Annotated in this window: 23 protein-coding genes and 1 pseudogene; 8 read left to right on the top strand and 16 right to left on the bottom strand. The window is 69.7% G+C overall.

Translation table 11 applies throughout. The features are described from left to right. Positions 1 to 18: 18 nt before the first annotated feature. Positions 19 to 639, top strand: coding sequence for a TetR/AcrR family transcriptional regulator (locus ACZ58V_RS39040; protein WP_471296002.1), 621 nt, complete (start codon positions 19 to 21; stop codon positions 637 to 639). Positions 640 to 733: 94 nt separating this feature from the next. Here the strand turns inward: ACZ58V_RS39040 and ACZ58V_RS39035 are convergent, their stop codons facing one another. After that, on the bottom strand, positions 734 to 1,030 hold the full coding sequence (locus ACZ58V_RS39035) for a hypothetical protein (protein WP_471296000.1): 297 nt from the start codon (positions 1,028 to 1,030) through the stop codon (positions 734 to 736). A gap of 271 nt (positions 1,031 to 1,301) precedes the next feature. Between ACZ58V_RS39035 and ACZ58V_RS39030 the strand changes: the two are divergent. The 5 genes and pseudogenes from ACZ58V_RS39030 to ACZ58V_RS39010 form a co-directional block, all read left to right on the top strand. Beyond that, positions 1,302 to 1,419, top strand: a pseudogene (locus ACZ58V_RS39030) (MerR family transcriptional regulator); the annotation flags it as partial. Positions 1,420 to 1,477: 58 nt separating this feature from the next. After that, positions 1,478 to 2,302 carry a molybdate ABC transporter substrate-binding protein gene (gene modA, locus ACZ58V_RS39025; protein ID WP_471295998.1) on the top strand — a complete coding sequence of 275 codons (825 nt, stop codon included), beginning with the start codon at positions 1,478 to 1,480 and terminating at the stop codon, positions 2,300 to 2,302. Further along, positions 2,299 to 3,162 carry a molybdate ABC transporter permease subunit gene (modB, locus tag ACZ58V_RS39020; protein WP_468192262.1) on the top strand — a complete coding sequence of 288 codons (864 nt, stop codon included), beginning with the start codon at positions 2,299 to 2,301 and terminating at the stop codon, positions 3,160 to 3,162. Before modA ends, modB begins: the two co-directional genes overlap by 4 nt. Next, complete coding sequence (locus ACZ58V_RS39015; protein ID WP_471295996.1) at positions 3,159 to 4,244, top strand: ABC transporter ATP-binding protein; 1,086 nt, start codon at positions 3,159 to 3,161, stop codon at positions 4,242 to 4,244. Before modB ends, ACZ58V_RS39015 begins: the two co-directional genes overlap by 4 nt. A gap of 164 nt (positions 4,245 to 4,408) precedes the next feature. Next, complete coding sequence (locus ACZ58V_RS39010) at positions 4,409 to 4,963, top strand: hypothetical protein (RefSeq protein ID WP_471295995.1); 555 nt, start codon at positions 4,409 to 4,411, stop codon at positions 4,961 to 4,963. A 212-nt stretch (positions 4,964 to 5,175) separates the two neighbouring features. Here the strand turns inward: ACZ58V_RS39010 and ACZ58V_RS39005 are convergent, their stop codons facing one another. Continuing rightward, positions 5,176 to 6,444, bottom strand: a complete 1,269-nt coding sequence (locus ACZ58V_RS39005) for an MFS transporter (protein ID WP_471295993.1) — start codon at positions 6,442 to 6,444, stop codon at positions 5,176 to 5,178. 324 nt (positions 6,445 to 6,768) lie between these two features. Here ACZ58V_RS39005 and ACZ58V_RS39000 point away from each other — a divergent pair, with 324 nt between their 5' ends. Both ACZ58V_RS39000 and ACZ58V_RS38995 read left to right on the top strand, forming a co-directional pair. Continuing rightward, positions 6,769 to 7,053, top strand: a complete 285-nt coding sequence (locus tag ACZ58V_RS39000; protein WP_471295992.1) for a hypothetical protein — start codon at positions 6,769 to 6,771, stop codon at positions 7,051 to 7,053. 620 nt (positions 7,054 to 7,673) lie between these two features. Then, positions 7,674 to 8,723 carry a hypothetical protein gene (locus tag ACZ58V_RS38995; RefSeq protein WP_468192456.1) on the top strand — a complete coding sequence of 350 codons (1,050 nt, stop codon included), beginning with the start codon at positions 7,674 to 7,676 and terminating at the stop codon, positions 8,721 to 8,723. Positions 8,724 to 8,856: 133 nt separating this feature from the next. Here the strand turns inward: ACZ58V_RS38995 and ACZ58V_RS38990 are convergent, their stop codons facing one another. From ACZ58V_RS38990 to ACZ58V_RS38925, 14 genes are all read right to left on the bottom strand, one after another. Continuing rightward, positions 8,857 to 9,306, bottom strand: a complete 450-nt coding sequence (locus ACZ58V_RS38990) for a DUF6234 family protein (RefSeq protein ID WP_471295990.1) — start codon at positions 9,304 to 9,306, stop codon at positions 8,857 to 8,859. A 320-nt stretch (positions 9,307 to 9,626) separates the two neighbouring features. Next, positions 9,627 to 10,154, bottom strand: coding sequence for an LLM class oxidoreductase (locus ACZ58V_RS38985; RefSeq protein WP_471295988.1), 528 nt, complete (start codon positions 10,152 to 10,154; stop codon positions 9,627 to 9,629). Between the two features lie 471 nt (positions 10,155 to 10,625). Further along, positions 10,626 to 11,324 (bottom strand): nitroreductase, encoded by a 699-nt coding sequence (locus tag ACZ58V_RS38980; RefSeq protein WP_468192271.1) that lies wholly within the window; start codon positions 11,322 to 11,324, stop codon positions 10,626 to 10,628. Positions 11,325 to 11,601: 277 nt separating this feature from the next. Next, positions 11,602 to 12,336 carry an NADPH-dependent F420 reductase gene (locus tag ACZ58V_RS38975; RefSeq protein WP_471295986.1) on the bottom strand — a complete coding sequence of 245 codons (735 nt, stop codon included), beginning with the start codon at positions 12,334 to 12,336 and terminating at the stop codon, positions 11,602 to 11,604. A gap of 125 nt (positions 12,337 to 12,461) precedes the next feature. Next, a complete protein-coding gene (locus tag ACZ58V_RS38970) occupies positions 12,462 to 13,055 on the bottom strand; it encodes a TetR/AcrR family transcriptional regulator (protein WP_468192274.1) in 594 nt (197 codons plus the stop codon). A 288-nt stretch (positions 13,056 to 13,343) separates the two neighbouring features. After that, the gene (locus ACZ58V_RS38965) at positions 13,344 to 13,553 is read right to left on the bottom strand and encodes an MmyB family transcriptional regulator (protein WP_471295983.1); all 210 of its coding nucleotides are present in this window, start codon (positions 13,551 to 13,553) and stop codon (positions 13,344 to 13,346) included. 208 nt (positions 13,554 to 13,761) lie between these two features. Then, positions 13,762 to 14,442, bottom strand: coding sequence for a CoA transferase subunit A (locus ACZ58V_RS38960; RefSeq protein ID WP_471295982.1), 681 nt, complete (start codon positions 14,440 to 14,442; stop codon positions 13,762 to 13,764). Between the two features lie 46 nt (positions 14,443 to 14,488). Further along, positions 14,489 to 15,265, bottom strand: a complete 777-nt coding sequence (locus tag ACZ58V_RS38955; protein WP_468192281.1) for an SDR family NAD(P)-dependent oxidoreductase — start codon at positions 15,263 to 15,265, stop codon at positions 14,489 to 14,491. Further along, positions 15,262 to 16,233, bottom strand: a complete 972-nt coding sequence (locus ACZ58V_RS38950; protein ID WP_392657318.1) for a fumarylacetoacetate hydrolase family protein — start codon at positions 16,231 to 16,233, stop codon at positions 15,262 to 15,264. The genes ACZ58V_RS38955 and ACZ58V_RS38950 overlap by 4 nt, the downstream gene beginning before the upstream one ends. 115 nt (positions 16,234 to 16,348) lie before the next feature. Continuing rightward, positions 16,349 to 17,287 (bottom strand): VOC family protein, encoded by a 939-nt coding sequence (locus ACZ58V_RS38945; RefSeq protein WP_471295979.1) that lies wholly within the window; start codon positions 17,285 to 17,287, stop codon positions 16,349 to 16,351. Between the two features lie 12 nt (positions 17,288 to 17,299). Then, entirely contained in the window at positions 17,300 to 18,310 is a 1,011-nt protein-coding gene (locus ACZ58V_RS38940; RefSeq protein WP_392657316.1) for an amidohydrolase family protein, read from the bottom strand. Further along, entirely contained in the window at positions 18,307 to 19,470 is a 1,164-nt protein-coding gene (locus ACZ58V_RS38935) for an FAD-dependent oxidoreductase (RefSeq protein WP_468192286.1), read from the bottom strand. Before ACZ58V_RS38935 ends, ACZ58V_RS38940 begins: the two co-directional genes overlap by 4 nt. 151 nt (positions 19,471 to 19,621) lie before the next feature. Next, positions 19,622 to 20,584: a cyclase family protein gene (locus ACZ58V_RS38930; protein WP_471295977.1), complete on the bottom strand. Its 963-nt coding sequence runs from the start codon at positions 20,582 to 20,584 to the stop codon at positions 19,622 to 19,624. Then, on the bottom strand, positions 20,581 to 21,564 hold the full coding sequence (locus tag ACZ58V_RS38925) for a fumarylacetoacetate hydrolase family protein (RefSeq protein ID WP_468192289.1): 984 nt from the start codon (positions 21,562 to 21,564) through the stop codon (positions 20,581 to 20,583). The genes ACZ58V_RS38930 and ACZ58V_RS38925 overlap by 4 nt, the downstream gene beginning before the upstream one ends. Between the last annotated feature and the right edge of the window lie 60 nt (positions 21,565 to 21,624).

Raw genomic sequence — 21,624 nt, 5'->3', positions numbered from 1 at the left:
ACGATCTACAATGCAAGGGTGACCGAACGCCCCCGTGGACGACCACGAGCCTTCGACCGCGACCGTGCGGTCCTTGACGCCGCTCGCCTCTTCTGGCGACGCGGCTACTCCGGCACCTCGACCCGCGCCCTGACCGCGGCCCTCGGGCTTTCCACCTCAAGCCTCTACGCCGCCTTCGACAGCAAGGCCGGACTGTTCGAGGAAGCGGTGCGGACCTATGCCGAGCGTTACCGCGAGATCTACCAACAGGCTGTCGCCGAGAAGGACATCCAGACCGTCCTCGAACGCATCCTCACCGACTCGGTCCACGAGTTCACCCAGCCGAGCGACACGCATCCCGGCTGTCTCATCAGCAGCGCCGTGATGACCGACAGCACGAGCACGCTCGACACCAGCGCCTACATCGCGGAACTGCACAGCTCGAACGAGCAGGCCCTCCTCGTGCGCATCGAACGAGCGATCCAGGACGGGGAACTGGCCGCCGGCACCAACGCAGCGGTCCTGACCGGGCTCCTCCAATCCGTCTGGCACGGACTGTCAGTGCGGTCCAACGTCGACACGGCTCGCGAGGGTCTGCTCGCGACGGCGCAACTTGCCCACCGGCTGATCTGCCGACAACTCGCGTCACCGACGTCCTGACCCGCGACAGTCAGCACCGAGCACGAGCATCCCGAACGAGTGGGGCGATGAAAGCCTCGCCGTGGCCTCGTCGACCCAAACGGACGGGCAGCGCTCACGAGTTCAGCCGGATCAGCGGCACCGGGGCACCGGGCCGCCAGTCCGGCGGCACCGCGGCCAGGGCATCCGCGAGCGCCGCGCCGTGCAGCAACGCGAGGCGGTGGCCGCCGACGGGGTGGGCGGTGGTGCCGTCCCAGATGACCGGGATCAGGCGGGTGCGGCCGGGGGCCGTGCGGATGCCACCGGTGAGCGGGATGCCGGGCGATGCCGGCGGGCATCCGCATCTGGTCGGTCGCGCCGACGGAAGCCGGTGGCGCCCTCGAAGCTGACCCGTGCCCGGTGCTGGGGCCATGCGAGCAGGTCGGGCACCGTCGGCCTGGCCGGTCGGCCGAGGTCGCCCGCAAGAACGAGTTCCGCCGCGGGTCCGGCGGCCGTACGGGCAGCTGCGAGGGTCCGGCTCACTGGCTACCACCTTGCGGGTGACCGTACCCGAGCCACCGCCCCGTACAAACGCACATGCCATGCTGACATGCGGAGGGCCCGGCTCATGCAATACGACAGGAGACTTTCGCCTAGCATTTGCGGAAGTATGATCGGCGTATGCACACCTACGGGTCGACGGCTCGGCCCGCAACCGGTTCACCGGCATCGTCACCGACGTGATCCTCGGCGACGTCTCCGCGCAGGTGGAGATCCGCGGTTGCCGTGATCAAGTCGACCGACGTGGTCGTCGAGAGCCCGTGGACAAGGTCTTCAGGCCGTAGTTGTGTCCGTCAGGACCAGAGGGAGTGGACCCGTGATGACCCGTACCGTGCGCCGGACCCGCCGGATGCTGCAGGTGACCGGCGCAGGTGCCGCCGCGCTGCTGGCCCTGAGCGCCTGCTCGTCCTCCGACGACTCCTCGTCGGCGTCGGACTCCTCGGCGTCGGACTCCGGCTCGCCGGAGCTGTCCGGAGAGGTGACCGTCTTCGCCGCCGCCTCTCTGAAGGAGAGCTTCACGACGCTGGGCAAGGAGTTCGAGAAGGCCCACCCCGGCACCAAGGTCACCTTCAGCTTCGGCGGCAGCGACGCGCTGGCCGCGAGCATCACCGGCGGCGCCCCGGCCGACGTGTTCGCCTCCGCCAGCCCCAAGACGATGAAGATCGTCACGGACGCCGGAGACGCCTCCGGCCCGCCCGCCACCTTCGTGCGCAACCAGCTGGAGATCGCAACCCTGCCGGGCAACCCCGACAAGGTCGCCTCCCTGAAGGACCTCACCAACGCGGATCTGAAGGTCGTCCTGTGCGACAAGACGGTGCCGTGCGGCGCCGCCGCCCAGAAGGCCCTGGACGCGAGCAAGCTGAAGCTCACCCCGGTCTCCTACGAGGAAGACGTCAAGTCCGCCCTCAACAAGGTGGTCCTGAAGGAGGCCGACGCGGCCGTCGTGTACAAGACCGACGTGAAGGCGGCCGGTGACAAGGTGGAAGGCGTGGACTTCCCCGAGTCGGCCGACGCCATCAACGACTACCCCATCACCGTCCTCAAGAGCTCGAAGAACACCGGGACCGCCAAGGCGTTCATGGAGCTGGTTCAGTCCGCCGAGGGCCAGAAGGTCCTGAACGAGGCCGGATTCCTCAAGCCGTGACCTCTCCCTCCCTGGACAAGGCCGACGCCGCGGACACCCTCACCGGTGGCCCGCGGCGCCGCCGCGTCCTCAAGGGCGGTCGCGGGGGCGCCCCGCTGCCCCTCCTCCTGCCCGCGCTGATCGGCCTGGCCTTCCTGGTCCTGCCGCTCGTCGCCCTGCTGATCAGGGCCCCCTGGCGCAGCATGCCCGACCTGCTGACCAGCACCGAGGTGTGGCAGGCCCTCCAGCTGTCCCTGGTCTGCGCGACGGCGGCGACCGCTGTGAGCCTGGTGATCGGGGTGCCGCTGGCCTGGCTGCTGGCCCGGGTCGACTTCCCGGGCCGCGGGCTCGTGCGCGCCCTGGTGACCCTCCCACTGGTCCTGCCCCCCGTGGTCGGGGGTGTGGCGCTGTTGATGGCGCTGGGCCGCAACGGAGTCGTCGGCAAGTGGCTGGACACCTGGTTCGGGGTCACCCTGCCCTTCACCACCACGGGAGTCGTGATCGCGGAAGCCTTCGTGGCGATGCCGTTTCTCGTCATCAGCGTGGAGGGCACGCTGCGCGCCGCCGACCCGCGCTACGAGGAGGCTGCCACGACGCTGGGCGCCTCCCGTTTCACCGCGTTCCGCCGCGTCACCCTGCCGCTCATCGCTCCGGGTATCGCGGCGGGCGCCGTCCTGGCCTGGGCCAGGGCACTCGGCGAGTTCGGCGCGACCATCACCTTCGCCGGCAACTTCCCCGGCCGCACCCAGACCATGCCCCTCGCGGTCTACCTGGCCCTGCAGAACGACCCGGCGGCGGCGATCGCTCTCAGCCTGGTCCTGCTGGCCGTGTCCATCGCCGTACTCGCCGGCCTGCGCGACCGCTGGATGACCGCCTCATGACCGATCCCGAGAAGACCGCCGTCGCCGCTCCCGGCCCGACCGGCGAAGGGCTCGACTGCCGGCTCGTGGTCGAGCGCGGCTCCTTCCGTCTCGACGTCACGCTGACCGCGGCCCCCGGAGACGTCGTCGCCCTGCTCGGCCCCAACGGCGCGGGCAAGACCACGGCCCTCCGTGCGCTGGCCGGTCTCGCTCCCCTCACGGGCGGCCATCTTCACCTGGACGGTGCGGACTTGGACCGTATTCCTCCTGAAGCCCGGCCGGTCGGGGTCGTCTTCCAGGACTACCTGCTCTTCCCTCATCTGTCCGCCCTGGACAACGTGGCCTTCGGGCCGCGCTGCCACGGTGCGACGAAGGCGGCGGCCCGCGCCCAGGCCGCCGCGTGGCTGGAGCGCCTGGGTCTGGCCGAGCACGGCTCCGTGAAGCCCCGCCGGCTCTCCGGCGGGCAGGCTCAGCGCGTCGCCCTCGCCCGCGCCGTGGCCACCCACCCCCGCCTGCTCCTCCTCGACGAACCGCTCGCCGCCCTCGACGCCCGCACACGCCTCGACGTCCGCGCCCAGCTCCGCCACCATCTGGCCGAGTTCGAGGCCGTCGCCGTCCTCGTCACGCACGACCCGCTCGACGCCATGGTTCTCGCCGACCATCTCGTCGTCATCGAGGACGGCCACATCGTCCAGCGGGGCACCCCCGCCGACATCGCCCGCCGCCCGCGCACCGACTACATCGCCCACCTGGTCGGCCTCAACCTCTACCGGGGCGAGGCCGAAGGGCACACGGTCCACGTCGACCACGGATCGGCGGTCACCACCACCGAGGACCTCACCGGTCCGGTCTTCGTCGCCTTCCCCCCGAGCGCGGTGACCCTTTACCAGGACCGCCCCAGCGGCGCCAGCGCCCGCAACGTGTGGTGCTGCGAGGTGGCAGGCATGGAAACACACGGCGACCAGATCCGCGTCGCACTCACCGGCGAGCTCCCCCTGGCCGCCGATCTCACCACGGTCGCCGCGGCCGAACTCGACCTGCGCCCCGGAGCCACGGTCTGGGCGACGGTCAAGGCGGCTCAGACGCACGCGTATCCGGCCTGAAGAGTCAGAGTGGGCCACACGGCATCCCCACAGGTGAACACATCCCCCGAGGGAGGGAGACGGGTGCCGGCCAGGGCGTGCACGCGGGCCGTCGGCCAACGAGGCCCGCGCCGAGTTGGGAATTCCTGGACCGCCGGGCTGGACTTCCACCTAGGGTCTCGATCATGTTCAGGTCAGGGGTGGGGTTCTTCGCGTTGTTCGGGCTCGGTTGGTGGCTGCTGGGCTCGAGCGCGTTCGACGGGTTGACGCGGCAGATCCTGGTCGTAGTCGGCTGTGCCGTCACGGTGGGGCTGATGCTCGCCGCGCGCCGTTTGCTACCGCCGTCGGCAGGGGGGCCATTCCCTGCCGGCCGACGCCGGCGGTTCAACCAGATCAACGGGCTCCAGTGGCTGCTGATCATCGCCATCGTCGCGGTCTGCCGTCACGTCGGGGTGCCGGTGCTCGTTCCCCCGCTGATCGCGGTTGTCGTCGGGCTCCACTTCCTGCCGTTGGCGGCGGTGTTCGAGCAGCCCCGACTGCGCATACCGGCAGGCCTGTTGATCGCTTCCGGGGCGGCGGGCGTGACCGTCTGGCTCACGAACGGCCCGGACGAGTCCGTTCGCCTCGTGGTGGGCCTCATCTCTGCGCTCTCCCTGTGGGGGATGGCGACATGGACAGTCGCAGGGGCGGCATCCGCCGCCGGGCAAGAGGCGAGGACTGAGACATCTGGCGACGCGTGACAGCCATTCATCGTGAAGTGGGCCCGTGCACCACTCGGCCGCCATGCCCAGGAGGAACGACCCCGCTGTCTGACCCCTCCTCGGCCAGCCCGACAGCAGCCAGGAACCCATGGATGCGTTCGTGCCTGCACAGCGGCCACGGAGTAGTCAGAGACCCCCACCGAGTCAGATACCAGCCCACCCATCGTGGACGTTGCGCGAGATGGTCTGTTTCAAAATGCCTTTGGGTCGGCGGGCTTCTCGATCTCGGTGGTCACCCGTGCCCCTCGGAAGAGCACCGGGAGCCACAGGAGACATGCCAGCAGGGGGACCGCGGCGTAGGTGGCCATGCCCACACTGGAGCCCAACCCGTCCATGAGCGCGCCGAGGACGAGGTAGCCGATGCCGATGAGCGCCGACTCCACGCATGCGATCATCGACAGCAGGCTCGCCCGGTGGCGCGACGGCACTGCCCCGTTGAACACGTTGTCCACGATCACGGCGGTGATCTCGGGAATCCCGGCCAGGACCAGGAACGCGGCGATGGTGACCCAGACAAGGCCGAGGCCGCTCAGGCCGAGCGCCACGGCGAGCGTCAGAAGAGACACCGGGACGATGACCCGGTACCCGATGCGCCGGTCCGCGCGGTCCGACAGCAATGGAGTGAGCCCGCCAGCGAAGAATCCCGCCGCTATGACCACGCTGACCAATGCGGTGCCCGCTCCCTGATCGGAGAGGGTCTTCTGCGTAAAAATGATGTACGGCGTCAAAGTCGCATGCATCAATCCGGACACCACGACAAGCGTCACGAGCGCCGGCGTGGCGACTCGAAGCATCGCCCGCCATGCTGTGGCGTCGCCGTGCTCCTCGGCTCCGTCCTGCTCGTCCACCGCGTCCGCGCCGCGGATCTCGGGCACCCCTGACATCAGCACCACCATGGCCAGGACGAGGCACGCCGCCGAACCGACGTAAACGACTCCCCAGGAAATCTGCTGCAGTTGTCCGCCGAGGACGATGGCGGCTCCCGAGGTGACCGTCCCGAGCATGGTGAACCGGGACTTGATCTTGACGTAGCTGGCCGTTGCACCACGACGCACGAGCAGGTCGTACAGCAGGGCGGTGTCCGAACCGGACACACATGCCATGCCCACGCCCTGCCCGATGAACAGCACCAGGAACACCCAGTAGTTGGAGAACGCCACCTGACCGAGCAGACATCCAGCTATCAGCATCTGGCCGATCACGATGCCGGCACGCCTGCCGATTCGGTCGGCGATGACTCCCGTCGGCAACTCCGCAAGTCCACTGACCAGGTAGAGCAGTGTCTGCAGTAAGGCCACTTGCCCGACGGAGAAGCCGCGCTGATAAAGGAAGAGGACGAATACGCCGCGCTGGAACAGCGTGTTGGCGAGTACGGCGTATACGTAGAACGGGCGCGTGACACTTCGTGCTGCATCGTCGACTGCAGCCGACCCGCCAAGGGCCTCCGTGGTGCCGGTCATGCTGCGGGCTCCCCCTGGTGACAGCGGTGATCATTAGTGTTGGGTCTCCGCCGCCGACCGGAACCCCCAGTCCATACTTCGCGCAGGATGTTGGGCCGGCCATCCGGGAACCGTTGCCAGCGCCGCGGCCATCCTCGGTGCAGGTGTCAAATGCTGGGAGCAGTAGCGTGCATCTTCTGGAAACGGTTGCGTACATCTTGGAGCGGCGTGGGCGTGAAGTCAGGGAAATCCCAGACCTCGTCACTGCGAAATGATCTTCGCGAAGCTATGTGAACCGCTCGATTCGGGACGGGTGGGGCAGGTGGGCCTCGATCGTCGAGAGACGTGAAGCCCCTGGCAGGACGGTTCTCACCACAAGATCGTCCGCTGAACCAGAGGCTTCGCCGTCGTCTGGGCACCCCGCGGGGCTCGCGCGCGCTGGGCACGTTCCGGCAGGCGGTCCTCGTGCCGCGCTGGTTCCGTGAGCGGGGCTGCGTGCACTGCCTGGCCAGGGACGCTGGCATCTCCCAGGCCACCAGCTATCGCTACCTGCACGAGGGCATCGACATCCTCGCCGCCCAAGCACCCGATCTGCACGAGGTGTTGGACCGCTGCCGCGAGGGGAGATGAGTCACGTGATCCTCGGCGGCATGCTCGTCGAGAGCGACCGCTTGGCCGGCACTCGGGACAACGGCAACGACCTGTGGCGGTGAGCGCACCGCTGCCGAACTCAAGGAACGCCGGCGCGCGCTCAAGCGCGTCACCCTCAGCCCCAGCCGTATCGGCGACATAGCCCGCGCCGCCCTTGCCCTCAGCCGCCACTGGAAGCGACCTTCACTGAGAAAACCTCAGTCAGCGACAAGCCGAGACCTCCGCGACGACTGCGATCTCATGTCTGACCACCAAAACTCGCACACGAACTCCGGAACGACAGTCGCCGGGGGCGTCGGATGAGCTCTGGGACCGCCTGGAGCCACTGCTGCCGCTGTGCGGGATCTGCCCCGCGCGAACCTGGGTGCCTTACCAGACTGCCCGGCGCGCGGGTCCGGAAGAGCGAAACGACGCCGGGCACGCCGGTCGCGTGGCCATGCTGCTCCCAGCCACGAGAGCCGGGGGGGAACGTGCAGGCGATTCTGACGGGGGCCGTACTTCTGGTGTGTCTGAGCACGCCGCTGATGGGAGGAACGCAGCAGCCACGGCTGACATCGAAGAGGCGCACTCCCGAATACTCGGTAGGGGCGCCGTTGGCGGTGGGGCTCGGCTCCTGGGTCATGTGGGTGCTGATGTTTCCGGTGCTCCGCGTCGGCTTCACCGGTACCAGAAACACCTGGATATGCGTCGCGTTGCTCGTGCTGTGCGTACTGGTCGCCCGGCCGATGGTCCGGATGGTGGCGCCCGCGCGGCTCAAGGGGAGCCGCATGCTGGTCGCGGCACGCGCGGTGGGCCTCTGCTGCGTCGTGGCGGGTGTCATGGCACCGCTGGACGCGCAGGTCGACAGGCAACCCATGGCCGGGATGACCGTGATCTACGCGACGACCGCCACCGTCCTGGGCCTGATGCGGATCGTGGACCACGGCTACTTCCCGCTGGTCCTGCTGCGGACGACGCTGTGGAAGGCGCTCCTGGCCGCCGTCACCGGGTACTGGATCCACCACACCGGCGGCACCCTCGTCCCCGACCCGGACCGCGCCACCGCCGGGACGCTGCTGCTCGCCGTCCTGTGGTGGTCGCTGGTGGGGCTGTCCGCCGGCTGCGCGATGGCCGCGGGCGTCCGCCTGGCGCGCTGGATGAGGTCCGGGCCGCCGGCCCGTCCCGCGCCCCCCGGAGTGACGTCCTGGCCACCCGCCGTCGGCGACGTGTGGACGGCCGAGCTCACCCACGACAACAACACCTACAAGGAGCGTCCGGTGGTCGTGCTGGAACACACCCCGGGCTTCGCCCGCGTACTCGGCATCACCAGCGTCGACAAGTCCGGCCGGCCGCACGGCTACTTGAAGCTCCGCCTGTCCGAGTGGCAGGGCGTACTCAAGAAGGACGGCTGGCTGAACCTGGAGATCGCGCACGTCCCGTACTGCGACTTCCTTTGGCGGCACGGGGAGTGCCCGGACCGGGTGTGGGACGTCCTGTGCACGAAGGCCGACGTACGGGAGCGGCCTCCGAAGGCAGGACCTGCCCCGGGGTTCACCTTCCACCACCGGCTCCGGTCAGCGATGAACACCCACGTCGGCCGTGACGCGCGCACGGTCCACACCGGCGCCGACAGCCGGGGGCGTCGGGTGTGGCCGCGGGAGAAGGTCTGACCGGAACAGGCTCAGCTTGTTCTTTCTGGTCGCCGGTGACCGACTGTGCCGGTTCGTGGGGTCGAGTGCACATGACTGCGCCGGTTGTTGCGCCTGTGTGGCCTTGTGCTCCTACAGCCGCGCTGTTGTGGTCCTACCGGTCCGTCATGTGGTGCGAAGGAGCGTGCGGCATCCCGACCCCAGTTGGTAACGGAGACGGGTGGGCACGCTCGTACTGCTCGTGCCAAGCAGCGACCGTGAAGAACAGCGCAACGGCTGCCAAGAGCAGTTGCACCGCACCTGCGAACGGATGTGCCGAGTACAGGAAGATCACGGCGATCACTAGCACGCCCAACGTGAACCCGCCGAACCAGAGGATCGGAACCCAGTCCATCGCGGGTGCCACTCTTTGCTCGTCCCCACTGCCCCATCCACGGATGACCGACGTCAACCCCAGCAGAAAAGCGACCGGGATTTCGATGAGCAGCACGATCAGGCTTATGCAGCCACCTGCAAACCCGTCGCCTCGCAAGTTCGAAGACTTCCCGGGGCGGTCATCGTTCTCCGTCAAGCGCGGTACACGCGTACTCCGCTCGAAGCGCATGGTCACACGCTCGTACGTGACGCCGTGCACTGCATCACGATTCACCAGGCCGAGACCGAGTCGTGGCCGAGCCGAGCACCCCATGGGGTGGGTCTGCCGCACGATCGGGTGACATCTGAACTGGCTTGCCCTGTGGGGCGGGTGGGAAGGACGTCGCTGTGCCGAAGCCTTGTCCGGAAGAGTTCCGCGAGGACGTCGTGCGGGTCGCGAGGAACCGCGGCCCGGGAGTGACGCTCGAGCAGGTGGCCGCCGGCTTCGGTGTCCCCTCTGCTCCTCGGCGTTTCTCGCGGTCGCGGCAAATCCGACCCTTCCGGTGGTGGTCATGACCGGGCCGGCTTCGTGAGGCGCGGGTCGATGCCGTACTGCTCGTGGGCGCCGAGGTTCTCGCGCAGGGTGGGGCCTTCGTAGTCGTCGTGGAACAGGCCGCGTTCCTGCAGGATCGGGACGACCTGGTCGACGAAGGCGTCGAAGCCGTAGTGATAGCCGTCGACGGCGATCGAGAAGCCGTCGCATGCCCCTGCCTCGAACCACTGCTGCATATGGTCGGCCACGTCGGCGGCGGTGCCGGCGACCACCGGGTGGTAGTCGATGACGCCGTGCGCGAGTACATCGCGCAGGGTCCAGCCTTCCCGGGCCACTTCGAGGGCGCGGGCGGAGCGTGGGTCGTGCGGGCTGGGTATGGCGTCGGCGAGCTGGTCAGCGGTCAGCGGCTCGTCGAGCTGGGCGGGGCCGAGAGGGAGGCCGATCATGGCGCCGAGGTAGCGGACGCGTTGGTTCAGGTCGACGACCTCGTCCAGGAAGCGCCGCCGCTGAAGGGCGGCCTGGCGGGAGGGGGCGATGGTCGGCATGAAGCCGGCGAGCATCGGTGGTGACCAGGCCGATCCGCTCGGTCTCGCGTGCGAGGACGGTAAGGATCAGCAGCGGGTCGATCATGTGGTGCGGGGAGTGGTGGTCGAGGTCGACGTCCAGGACCGGGGTGTCCGCGATGAACAGCAGCTGGATCTTGCCGCGCTCGGCGGCCTGCGCGTAACGCACGAACTGGTCCATGTCCGTGTAGCTGTTCAGGTTCGCACCCGGCAGCCGCCAGGCCCCCGGTGCGGCCCCGTATCCGCCGCTGAACTGCATGCCCAGGACCATCTGTCGGCTTGTCACGGTTACTTCTCCAGACCAGACAACGAGGAACGGAGAATGCCTCCGTATACCTTCTCGCGAATTCGGAGGCATCCTCCGAATGGTCAGAAGCCGTGCGGGCGCCGGTCCCGGGCCGGCCGAGTGGCGGCCCGGGACCAGGTGCCGGATCGCTCCTGCGGGCGAAGGAGCTACGGCCTGTCGAGGACTCCCGGGGTGTCATGCAGGACCACGCTCCGCTGCAGCGGAACCCGCCCCGTGCGGAGCGTGTTCACCGGTGCCGCCGGGTCAGCCATGCCGAAGGAGATGCCGAACAGCAGCTTGAGCTCCGCGGGGACACCCAGGAACTCGCGGACGGTGTCGGCGTAGACGCCGAGCACGGTCTGCGGGATGCCGGCCAGCCCCCGGGCCGCCAGCGAGAGCAGGAAGTTCTGCGCGTACATGCCGATGTCGCCGGCCGTCCGCACCCCGTCGCCGAGCGCTGGCATGAACAGGAAAGCGGCATGGGGCGCGCCGTAGAACTCCAGGTTCTCGCGGACCGCCGCCCTCCTGCCGTGCCGGTCCGAGCGCTCGACGCCCCGGGACCGGTAGACACTCGCGCCCAGGGCTTTCGACCGCTCGAGGTAGATGCCCTCGCCGTAGCCATCGGTGAAGTCCGGGGAGGTCCGTCCCTCCTCCTCTGCCCGGAGCAGCTCTTTGCCCAGGGCGTCCCGCGCCGCACCCGAGACGACGTGCACCGTCCACGGCTGGGTGTTGCTGTTCGAGGGGGCCGTCTGCGCGTCTTCCAGCACGCCGCGGATGTCCGAAGGGGACAGGGCGGTAGGCAGGAACCGCCGGGGGGAGCGGCGGGAGTGTGCGATGTCGGTGAAGGGTGATGCGGTGCCGGGCAAGGCGGTTCCTCTCCATGGTGCGCAGTCGCCGCCACGGCCGCCGCCGCGCAGCGCAGTACGGCAGGCCACGCAAGGAGGCAGCCGACGTAAGGGCCGAGTGCGGACGCACCCTTCGCGGGCACCGGCAGGCTTGCGGATGCTCGCAGGCAGCGGCGTGCCGGGACTACAGGCCGCAGCGCGGGGGACTGTGCGCTCTTCGTGTTCGTCTTGTTCGTTCGTGGCGTGCCGGCGCTGCCGCCCTCGTGCCGTTGCGTGCACGAGAGCCCTGTCGGGTGACTCAGCGGTGGGCGGCGCGGTTCATCTCGACGACGTCCTCCAGGGTGGCCGTGGCCGGGAGGGTGGCGAAGCGTTCGGGCACGCTGTCGCGGATGCGGGCGTCCTTGACGCGGTCGGCCGCGGCCAGGGCCGCCGGCAGCTCGTCGAGGGTCAGCTCGGTGCAGTAGGCGGGGCTGTTCGGCTGCTGACGCCAGGAGTCGGCCAGCGGGCCGGCGTCGTAGGGGTCGAAGCCGGTGTCGTCCACGAGCTGCATGGCCACACGCCGCGCCTCCTCGGAGTCGCCGGCGACGGGGATGGCGAGGCGGCCGGGTGTTCCGGCCGGGACGCCCCGGGTGCGCTGGGTTTCGGCCAGGGCGGCGTTCCACGCCTTGACCACGGGGCGTCCCAGTTGCTCGGCGTTCCACACGCTCTCGACCTGGCCGTTGTCCACGGCTTCGATCTGCCCGTTGAGGTGGGGATAGTAGTTCGAGGTGTCGATGATCACCGTCTCGGCGGGGACCGAGGCGAACAGGTCCGCCAGCTTCCCCGCCACCCCGAAGGGGATGGCCAGGACGACGACGTCCCGGTCCTCGACGGCGTCGGCGAGCTCCGCCGCGCGGGCCCCGGACTCCAGCACCTCTGCCCGGACGGCCTCGGGGCCGCGGGCGTCGGCCACCTGGACGTCGTGACCGGCCGTGCTGAGCTTGGCAGCGAGGTTCCCGCCGATGGCGCCAGCGCCTATGACAGTAATTTTCATGATTTGTCCTTTGAGAGGTTGCACCGCCCCTGAGGGCAGCGCGATGTGATGGCTGGGTGGTGGTGCCACCTGGTGTTGTGGTGGTGCCACCTGGTGTTGCGGGGCCCGGTCGGAGGTCTGACCGTCTACGCCTGTGTGTCCCGCTCGCGGTAGCCGCTCGCGATGAGCGTGCGGAGCCGGTCGAGCGGCTCCTCCTCGGTGCCGGTGCCCTTGATCCAGGCAACGGAACAGGCCGCGAGGAACAGGTCGTGCCCGCGTACCGACGCGCGTACGCGCCCCACGAGCTGCGCGGCTCGCACGTACTGATCGGTGGCGGAGATGAGGATGTCGCAGGGAATCGTGAGCGGGTTGTCCGGCTCCTGCGCCCTGGCCGCGGCCATGAGCGGGTCCGGCAGCCCGCTGAAGGCGCTGAAGTAGTCCTCCATCGCCCGCAGCCACTGCTCCAGCGCCTCGGCGGGGTCGTCGAGCTGCTCGATGTCCGCCTGGCGGGACACCAGTTCCTCGGAGCGCGTCTGCAGCACAGCCGCCAGCAGCGCCTCCCGGGTGGGGAAGTGCCGGTACAGGGTGCCGGGCCCGACACCCGCCTCCTTGGCCACCGCCTCCAGGGAGGTGCCGACCCCGTGCTGCAGGAAGTGACGCTGCGCGGTCTCCAGGAGGGCAGCGCGGTTGCGCTGGACGTCCGCGCGGGGCTTGCGTCCCCGCTGTTCACCGGCGCTCATGCGCCCTCCTCCTACTGCCCTGATCCTGCGACCGCATCAAAACGGATGCTGCCTCCGTATGTATTCGAGAGTAAAACGGAGGCGGCATCCGGTCAAATCGCCGACCCACGGAGCCCGGACAAGACAGGGGCTCGACATGTCTGGCCGCAGAGCGCAGGGCAAGAGCCGTGCGGAGCTGGGTGGGCGCGGTGCCGCACCTCCGGTCCCGACGACTTCCGGCGTCCTGGACCGTGACCCGCTTGTTCGACCACTCCGCGCCGAGCCCTGACCCGCCTCCCGCCCAGGACGTCAGGGGATGAGCTGCTGGTGTCCTATGACGGAGAGCAGTTCGAGTTTGCTGTGGCTCTCCGTGCCGGGGCGAGTGGTCAGCACCACCAGGGTCTGGGCGCGGTTCTCGGTGAACAGGATCTGTGCGTCGACGTCGATGCGGCCGAGTTCGGGATGGAGGATGGTCTTGCAGTCGTCGTAGCGTTGGGCGACCTCCTGAAGTTCCCACATGGGACGAACTCGGGGCTGTGTTCCTGGAGTTCGGCGAGGATCCGGGCGGCTCGGGGGGGCGTTCGACCGAGCGTCGTGACGCCTCATCAGAAGCGAGGCAGAGCGTTCATCGCCCGCACCCCTCTGTTCGAAGCAGCAGGTGAGGCATGTGGCGCGAGCCTGCGACGCACTCCACGCGATGGACTGAGGGAAACAGGTCGGGCACACCTCAAAAGATGTCGACCTGGGCGCGAGTATGAAAACCGTCCGGGCCCAACTCGCCCGGTTCTACGAGCTCTTCGACCTCGGCGACGGTGATCCGGCCGGCCATCGCGGCGAGAGGATTGAAGTTGGCTGCCGACTTGCGGAAGATCAGGTTCCCGTGGCGGTCGCCGCGCCAGGCCCGTACGAGGGCGAAGTCGGTGGTGATGCCGTGCTCCAGGACGTACGCGCGGCCCGCGAAGTCGTGGGTCTCCTTGGGCGGGGAGGCCACCGCGACCGTGCCGTCGGGCCGGTAGCGCCAGGGCAGCCCTCCCCTGGCCACCTGGGTGCCCACCCCTGCCGGGGTGTAGAACGCGGGGATGCCCGCTCCTCCGGCGCGCAACCGTTCGGCCAGCGTGCCCTGCGGCACCAGCTCGCCCGACAGGTACTGACGGGCGAACTCCTTGTTCTCGCCGACGTAACTGCCCGTGACACGGGCGATCCGGCCGTCGGCCAGCAGCACTCCCAGTCCGCGCCCGTCCACACCGCAGTTGTTAGACACGACCTCCAGGCCGGTGGTGCCCTGGGCGTGGAGTGCCTGGATGAGCACCCCGGGAATGCCGCTGAGGCCGAAGCCGCCGACGGCCAGCGACGCGCCGTCGGGGATGTCGGCGACCGCCTCGGCGGCGCACGCGCGGACCTTGTCCATGAGAGGGAGGGCCTTTCTGTCGTGGCTGTCCTGCGTGGTCGCCGGTTCAGGCGTCCGCGCGCAGCGCGTCAGAGATCGACTTGGCGCCGCCGTGCGCGGTGAGGCCGCCGTCGACCGGGATCTCGGCCCCCGTGATGAAGGACGCCTCGTCGGAGAGAAGGAAGACGACGAGGGGGGTGATCTCGTCGACGGTTCCGGTGCGGCCGAGCGGTGTCTCGCGGACGTTCGCCTCTCGGAACGCGGGCGCCGCGGAGGCGGTCATGTCCGTTTCGATGAAGCCGGGATGGACGATGTTCACGCGGATGCCGACGGGCCCCAGTTCCATGGCGGCGGTCCGCGACAGGCCGCGCAGCGCCCACTTGCTGGCTGTGTAGGCGACCGGGTAGTGGCCGGTGAGCGCGGCGGACGAGCCGACGTTCACGATCGAGGAGCCGGGTGGCATCAGCGGGGCAAGGTGCTGGATGCCCTGCAGCGGGCCGGTGACGTTGACCGCGTGGACCCGGGCCATGTCCTCGGGGCGCACGTCGTCGATCCGGGCCCGCCAGGTGACGCCCGCGTTGTTGACCAGGCCGTGCACCTGCCCGTACGCCTCACGCAGGTCGGCGGCGAGTTCCGCCCAGTCCTTCTCGCTCGTGACGTCGAGACGGCGGCAGCCGGGTGACTCCGTGACGTCGGTGGCGATCACCCGGGCGCCCTCGCGGGTCAGCGCCTCGGCCTCCGCGGCGCCCTGGCCACCGGCCGCGCCCGTGACCACGACGACCCTGCCGATGAGCCTGCCCCTGCCTTCGGCCGGGAGGTGCCCCCAGGGATGGAGATCGGTCACGGCCGTTCCCTCGTGCGGCGTCGGGCGACGGGAACGGTCATGGGGTCCGGGCCGGCCACCACGGTGTTGGAGACGGAGCCGATGCCCTCGACGGTGAGGGTGACCGTGTCGCCGGGCTTCAGGGGAGGCGGGGACTGCTCACTCCGTACACCCCACAGCTCGGCGAGGCAGCCGCCGTTGCCGCAGGTCCCGGAACCGAGGACGTCGCCGGGGCGGACGACGGTGCCGCGTGAGGCGTAGGCGACCATCTCCTCGAAGGTCCAGCTCATGTTGGACAGCAGGTCCTTGCCCACGACCTCGCCGTTGATCTCGGCTGTGAGCACCAGGCGCAGGAAGCCGTCCGCGTCGCGGTACTTCCCCAGCTCATCGGCGGTGACCAGGTAAGGGCCCAGCGTGGTGGCGGTGTCCTTGCCCTTGCAGGGGCCGAGGCCGACCTTCATCTCGGCGGACTGCAGGTCGCGGGCCGACCAGTCGTTGAAGACGGTGTAGCCGACGATGTGGTCGCGGGCCTGCTCGGGGGTGAGGTCGCGGCCCTCCTTTCCGATCACGGCGGCGACCTCCAGCTCGAAGTCGAGCACGCTCGACCCCGGCGGCATGGGGATGTCGTCGTGCGGCCCGTACATCGCGTAGGGGTTGCCGAAGTAGAACGTTGGGGCCGCGTACCACCGCTCGGGTACCCCGGCAGCCCCGTCCACGGACCGCCGTACGCCCTCGACGTGTTCCTCGAAGGTGACGAAGTCCCGCACGGTGGGCGGCTGGAGCGGCGCCAGCAGTCGTACGTCGGAGATGCGGGGGCCCGCCGGAACGTCGAGGGTCGCGGAGCCCGCGTCGAGCAGTGCGGGCAGGCCGCCGCCCTCGGCGAGCAGGCCGGTCAGTGAGCTGACGCCGGGCAGGGGGTGGAGCGTGCCGTCCTCTGAGACGACGGCCACGTGGCGTCGGTTGCGGTACTCGTACGCGGCGAAACGCATGGCGGTTTCCTGTCGGCTGTCGGCATGAGGGGTGGCACGAAGGCCGGGGGCGCGGCATGGGAGTCAGGGCAGTTGACAGGGCAACCGCACCCCCGGGGACTGAAGGTTCCGCCGATCAGACTGGCGGAGCGACGAAGACGCCGCGGTCGACGTCGTTGAAGGACTCCTTGGTAACCAGTTCGTTCATGGGGTTGGCGGTGCCCCACTGGTCGGTGACCTCGGGCTTCGAGAAGTCGTAGACGTGCGGGTGCCAGGTGTCCTCGTCCAGCAGCTCCAACTCCGTCGTGTACTCCACCGTGTTGCCGTGCGGGTCGAGGAAGTAGGTGAAGGTGTTGTCGCCCGCCATGTGCCGGCCCGGCCCCCAGATCTTGCGGGCACCGGAACGGATGACACGGCCGGAGCCGCGCATGTACTCGTCGATTCCGCGCATCTCGAAGGAGATGTGGTGCAGCGAGGTGTGCGGGCCCTTGGCGATGGCCATGGAGTGGTGCTGGTCGCTGATCCGCATGAAGTGCATGACGTCGCCGATGTGCGGATGGCCGAGCGTGTCGGAGAGGCGGAAGCCGAGGTGCTCCTCGTACCACGCCTTGGTCTTGTCCAGATCCGGCGAGTTGAGGACGACGTGCGACAGCTTGACCGGGATCGACTCCTTCTCCTCGATCTTGCGGTGCTGCCGCATCTCGACGTCGGCGGAGACCTCGATGGTGCGGCCGTCGACGTCGAAGAAGCGGAAGCCGTAACCGCCGCCGGGTGTTTCCACCTTGCCCGGCTGGGTGACCAGCTCAACACCCTCGGCGAGGAGTTGTTCGGCGAGCGTGTCCACGTCGGCCGGGCTCGCGGCACCGTAGGAGACGAGGTCGAGGCGCTTCTCCTCGGCCTTGCGCAGCCGGACGACGTACTGCTCGGGGCTGCCCTCGGCGGCGAGGAAGGAGATGCCGGAGTCCTCGGCGACCTTGGTCAGGCCCCAGACGCCGGCGTAGAAGTCGAGTTGCTTGTCGTAGTCCGGCACGGCGAGGTCGACGTGGCGGAGGTGGGTGAGCAGGCGGTTACCCATGGGGGGTTCTCCTCAGACGAGGTGGAGCAGAGCGGCGGCGTTTCCGCCACGGACGGACTGGAAGTCGGTGTCGGGCAGGTCCGCGGCGCGCAGCGCGCCGAGCGGGTCGTCGGTGCCCATGTCGAAGGGGAAGTCAGAGCCGAGCAGGACCCGTTCCTGGCCGACCGCTCGCAGCAGCTCCCGCAGCACCTGAGGGTCGTGAACGAGGGAGTCGAAGTACAGCTGCTTCAGATAGCTGCTCGGCTCCCGCTCACAGCCCCGGGCGTCGGGACGGGCCCGCCAGGCGTGGTCGGAGCGGCCGATGTGGGTGGGCAGGTAGCCGCCGCCGTGCGCCGCGATCAGCTTCAGGCCCGGATGACGGTCCAGGACGCCGGAGAAGATCAGGTGGGAGAGGGCGACCGCGTTCTCGGTGGGCTGGCCGACGGTGTTGGACAGGTACCACTGGTCCAGACGATGGTCGAGGGTGCAGCCGAACGGGTGCAGGAAGAGGAGCGCGCCCGTCTCCTCCGCACGGGACCAGAGCGGTTCATACGCCGGATCCGACAGCTCGCGGCCGGGCGCGTGCGAGGAGATCTCCACACCCCTCAGTCCCTGATCCAGAGCGTGGTCGAGCAGGCCGACCGCGAGGTCGGGATGCTGGAGCGGCACCAGGCCCAGGCCGTGCAGCCGGTCGGGAGCCTTCGCACAGTGTGCTGCGGTGCCCTCGTTGGCCAGTCGGCAGACCCTCTCGGCCAGTTGGGGCTCGGCCCAGTAGTGGTAGTGGGACGGCGAGGGGCTGACCAGCTGGATGTCCACGCCCTGCGCGTCCATGGCCGCCAGGCGCACCGCGGCGTCCGTCAGCTTCGGCACGCGCGCGCCGACCATCGGACCGTTCACGGACAGGGCCGCCGGGCCGTTGCGGCGGGCGTCGAGGGCGCGGGCCTCGACGAGACCGGGATGACCGGCGACGGTCTCCTCGACCTCCGGGAGCAGGAGGTGGGCGTGGACGTCGATGGTCGGCGCGGAGGATGCGGTGGTGGTCACGGGCGCTCCTTGAGGAGGTTCATGGTGCGGCCGACCAGCCCGGCCATGTCGGCGTCGCGCACACCGTCCAGCTGCCACTGGCCGATCTGCATGGACGCCGCGACGACGGTGCGCACCCGGGGAATGCGGCGGTCGTGGTAGGTCTGGAACAGCTCGTCGTCCCAGTCCCGTCCACTGGTGAGCAGCTCGGCGAGGACGAGGGCGTCCTCCAGGGACATCGCCGCGCCCTGGGCCAGCGTGGGCGGGCAGCAGTGGGCGGCGTCGCCGATCAGCACGACCCGGCCCTGGTGCCAGGAGCCCTCGACCAGCAGGCGGTCGAACCAGGTGTAGTTGACCTTCTTCGGGTCGGTGATGTGCTTGGTGATCTCCGGCCAGACCCCGCCGTAGCTCTGCGCCAGGCGGCGCATCTCGTCGGCGTAGGTGGCCGGGTCGATGGAGGCGCGGTCGCGGCACCCTTCGACGACGTACGCGTAGATGGTGTTCTCGCTGGTGGGGCAGTATCCGGCGATGTAGGCGGGGCCGCCGTAGGCGAGGTCGGTGCGCGTCACGCTCTCGGGCCGCGGGGCGGCGATGCGCCAGATGGCCATGCCGGTCGGCTCGGGTTTGTCCGTGATGCCGATCGCGGCGCGGGTGGCGGAGTTGAGTCCGTCGGCGCCGATCACCAGGTCGTAGCGGCTCTCGCTGCCGTCGCTGAAGCGCACCGACACGCCGTCGGCGTCCTCCTCCAGCGTTTCGGCGGTGGTGCCGAGGCGAACGTCGGCGCCGGAGGCGCGGACCGTGTCGATGAGGATCTGCTGGAGCTGGGGGCGCTGCATGCCGAGGGTGGCGGGCAGGTCCTCCCCGCCGGTCTGGATGTCCTCGGCGACGAACAGGACGGTGCCGTCGGGGGCGGTCACGCCCAGCGAGCCGAAGGCGTATCCGGAGGCTTTCACCTGTTCCCACACGCCCAGTTCGCGCAGGACCCGCAGGGCGTTGCCCTGGAGGGTGATGCCGGAGCCGGTGGTGGCGTTCCAGTCCGGCTTGGCCTCGATCAGGTCGACGGCGATGCCGGCGCGGCGCAGCAGGATGGTGACGGCGTTGCCTGAGGCGCCCCCGCCGATGACCAGGACGGTGGGTGTGCCCCCGGCTGGAGGCTGGGGGAGAGTGCGGCTGTCAGCCATGTCGGGGATTCCTCCCGGGGTTGGGCCGCGCGACTTCGGGCGGCGGGGGCTGCGGCTCGCCCGCTGGGAGCACGGGCCAGAGGTGGGGACGGGGGTGCGGGCCGGATGCGCCGCTGCTGTCCGGGAACGGCGCATCCGGCAGTAGTGCGGGTTACTTGACGGCGATCGGGTTGACCGGGGAGCCGACGGCTCCGGTGATGGGGAGGGGAGCGGCGGTGAGCCAGAATTCGTACACGCCGTCGTCGGCGCAGTCGGCGGCGAGTGCGTCGAGGTCCCACATCTCGCCGATCAGCAGGCCCATGTTGGGGATGACGACCTGGTGCAGCGGCTGGAAGGCGTTGTCGAACTCGTTGGGCCGTACCTCGAAACCCCAGGTGTCGGTGGCGATGGCGGCGATCTCGCTGCCGTGCAGCCAGCCGGCGGTGGTGAACGACAGGCCGGGCGCGGGACCGCCCGCGTAGTCGCCCCAGCCGTCCCGCCGGGCGCGAGCGAGATGTCCGGTGCGGACGAGGACGATGTCGCCGCGGCCGACGGTCACCCCGTGGGCCTCGGCCGTCCGCTCGAGGTGCTCCTCGGTGATGGCGAACCCGTCGGGCAGCTCGCCGTCCGTGCCGACGACCAGGCCCACGTCGAGCAGCGCACCGCGGCCGGCGACGTACGGTGCCATGTGCTCGATGCCGGTGACGAGGTCCCCGTCGGAGGTGACGACCTTCTCGGCGGCCCGTCCGTTCCACGCCTTGCCGTGGTCGAAGATGTGCCCGAGGCCGTCCCACTGGGTGGAGCACTGCAGCGGCATCGCGATCACGTCGTCGGCGCCGCCGATGCCGTGCGGGAAGCCCTGGTTGCCCAGGGCGGCGTCGGTGCCCGTGTCGAGCATGGTGTGCACGGGGTTGGTCCGCCGGCGCCAGCCCTTCTGCGGGCCGTTCATGTCGAACCGCTGCGACAGCGAGAAGCTGACGCCGCGGCGCACGAGCGCCGCGCCCCCGCGCCGCTTGGCCTCGTCGAGGAAGTTCAGCGTGCCGAGCACGTCGTCCTCACCCCAACGCCCCCAGTTGGAGTACGCCTTGGCTGCCTCGGCGATCGCGCCCTCCGGGTCGCGGCGGTCCAGGCTCATGCCGTTCCCTCCGCGACACAGCGGGTGCGCTGCACGCCCAGACCGGTGATGGAACCCTCCATGACGTCGCCGTCCCGCAGCAGGCGTCCCCAGTGGATGCCGTTGCCGGCCGGGCTGCCGGTCAACACCAGGTCACCGGGCAGAAGTCGAGCCGTCTGTGAGGCGTACGACACCAGGCGTGCGACCCCGAAGAGCATGTCCTTGGTGGACTCGTCCTGCATGGTCTCGCCGTTCAGCTTGAGCGTGACCCGCAGGTCACCGGTGTCCGCGATCGATTCGGCAGGTACGAGCCATGGGCCGAGCGGCGTGAAACCGGGAGCGTTCTTGCAGCGCAGCCAGTCGGTGCCGATGGCTTTCATGTCCCGGCGGAACACGGTGGCGCGGTCGGTGAGGTCGTTGGCGATGGTGTAGCCGGCGACGTACTCCAGGGCCTCCTCGACCGTCACCCGGTAGGCGGGCTTGGCGATGACGGCCGCCAACTCCAGCTCCCAGTCCGGCTTCTCGGCCCAGGCGGGCAGGACCACGTCGTCGTAGGGGCCCGTGATCGCGCTGGTCAGGCCGATGAACACATAGGGCAGGTCCTCGGCGGCCCGGCGGTCCATGACCGCGGCGATCTCCGCGCGCGCCTCCTCGACCGTGCGCGGGTCGTCCGGGGAGCGGTGGGCGACCTCCAGGTCGATCACGTGCTGCCGGTAGTTGGCGCCGGACTGGAAGATCTGCCGCGGCTCGATGGGGGCGTGCACCCGCAGACCCTCCAGCGGCCGCCCGCCGAGGGCGTCGTCGTCCGCCAGGGCGCGCAGGAGGGGGAGGGTCTCCTCCCACCGCTCCACCACGGCGCGCAGACCCGATGGCGCCCAGTCCAGGGCACTGCGCAGATCGAGTACCCGGTCTTCGGCCAGGAGGCCGGGAAAGGGCTCCCCGTCCTGAGCGGAGAAGGTGCCGAGCGCGAACGAGCCGGCAGGTTGCGCGAGCATTGCCATCAGATTTTCCTCCTGCTGGGTTGCGGTCTACTCTGGCCCCGATCGGCTGATCACGGAAAT

This window comes from Streptomyces sp. NPDC040589, from assembly GCF_055594445.1.
This window is presented reverse-complemented; position numbering and strand designations above follow the sequence as displayed.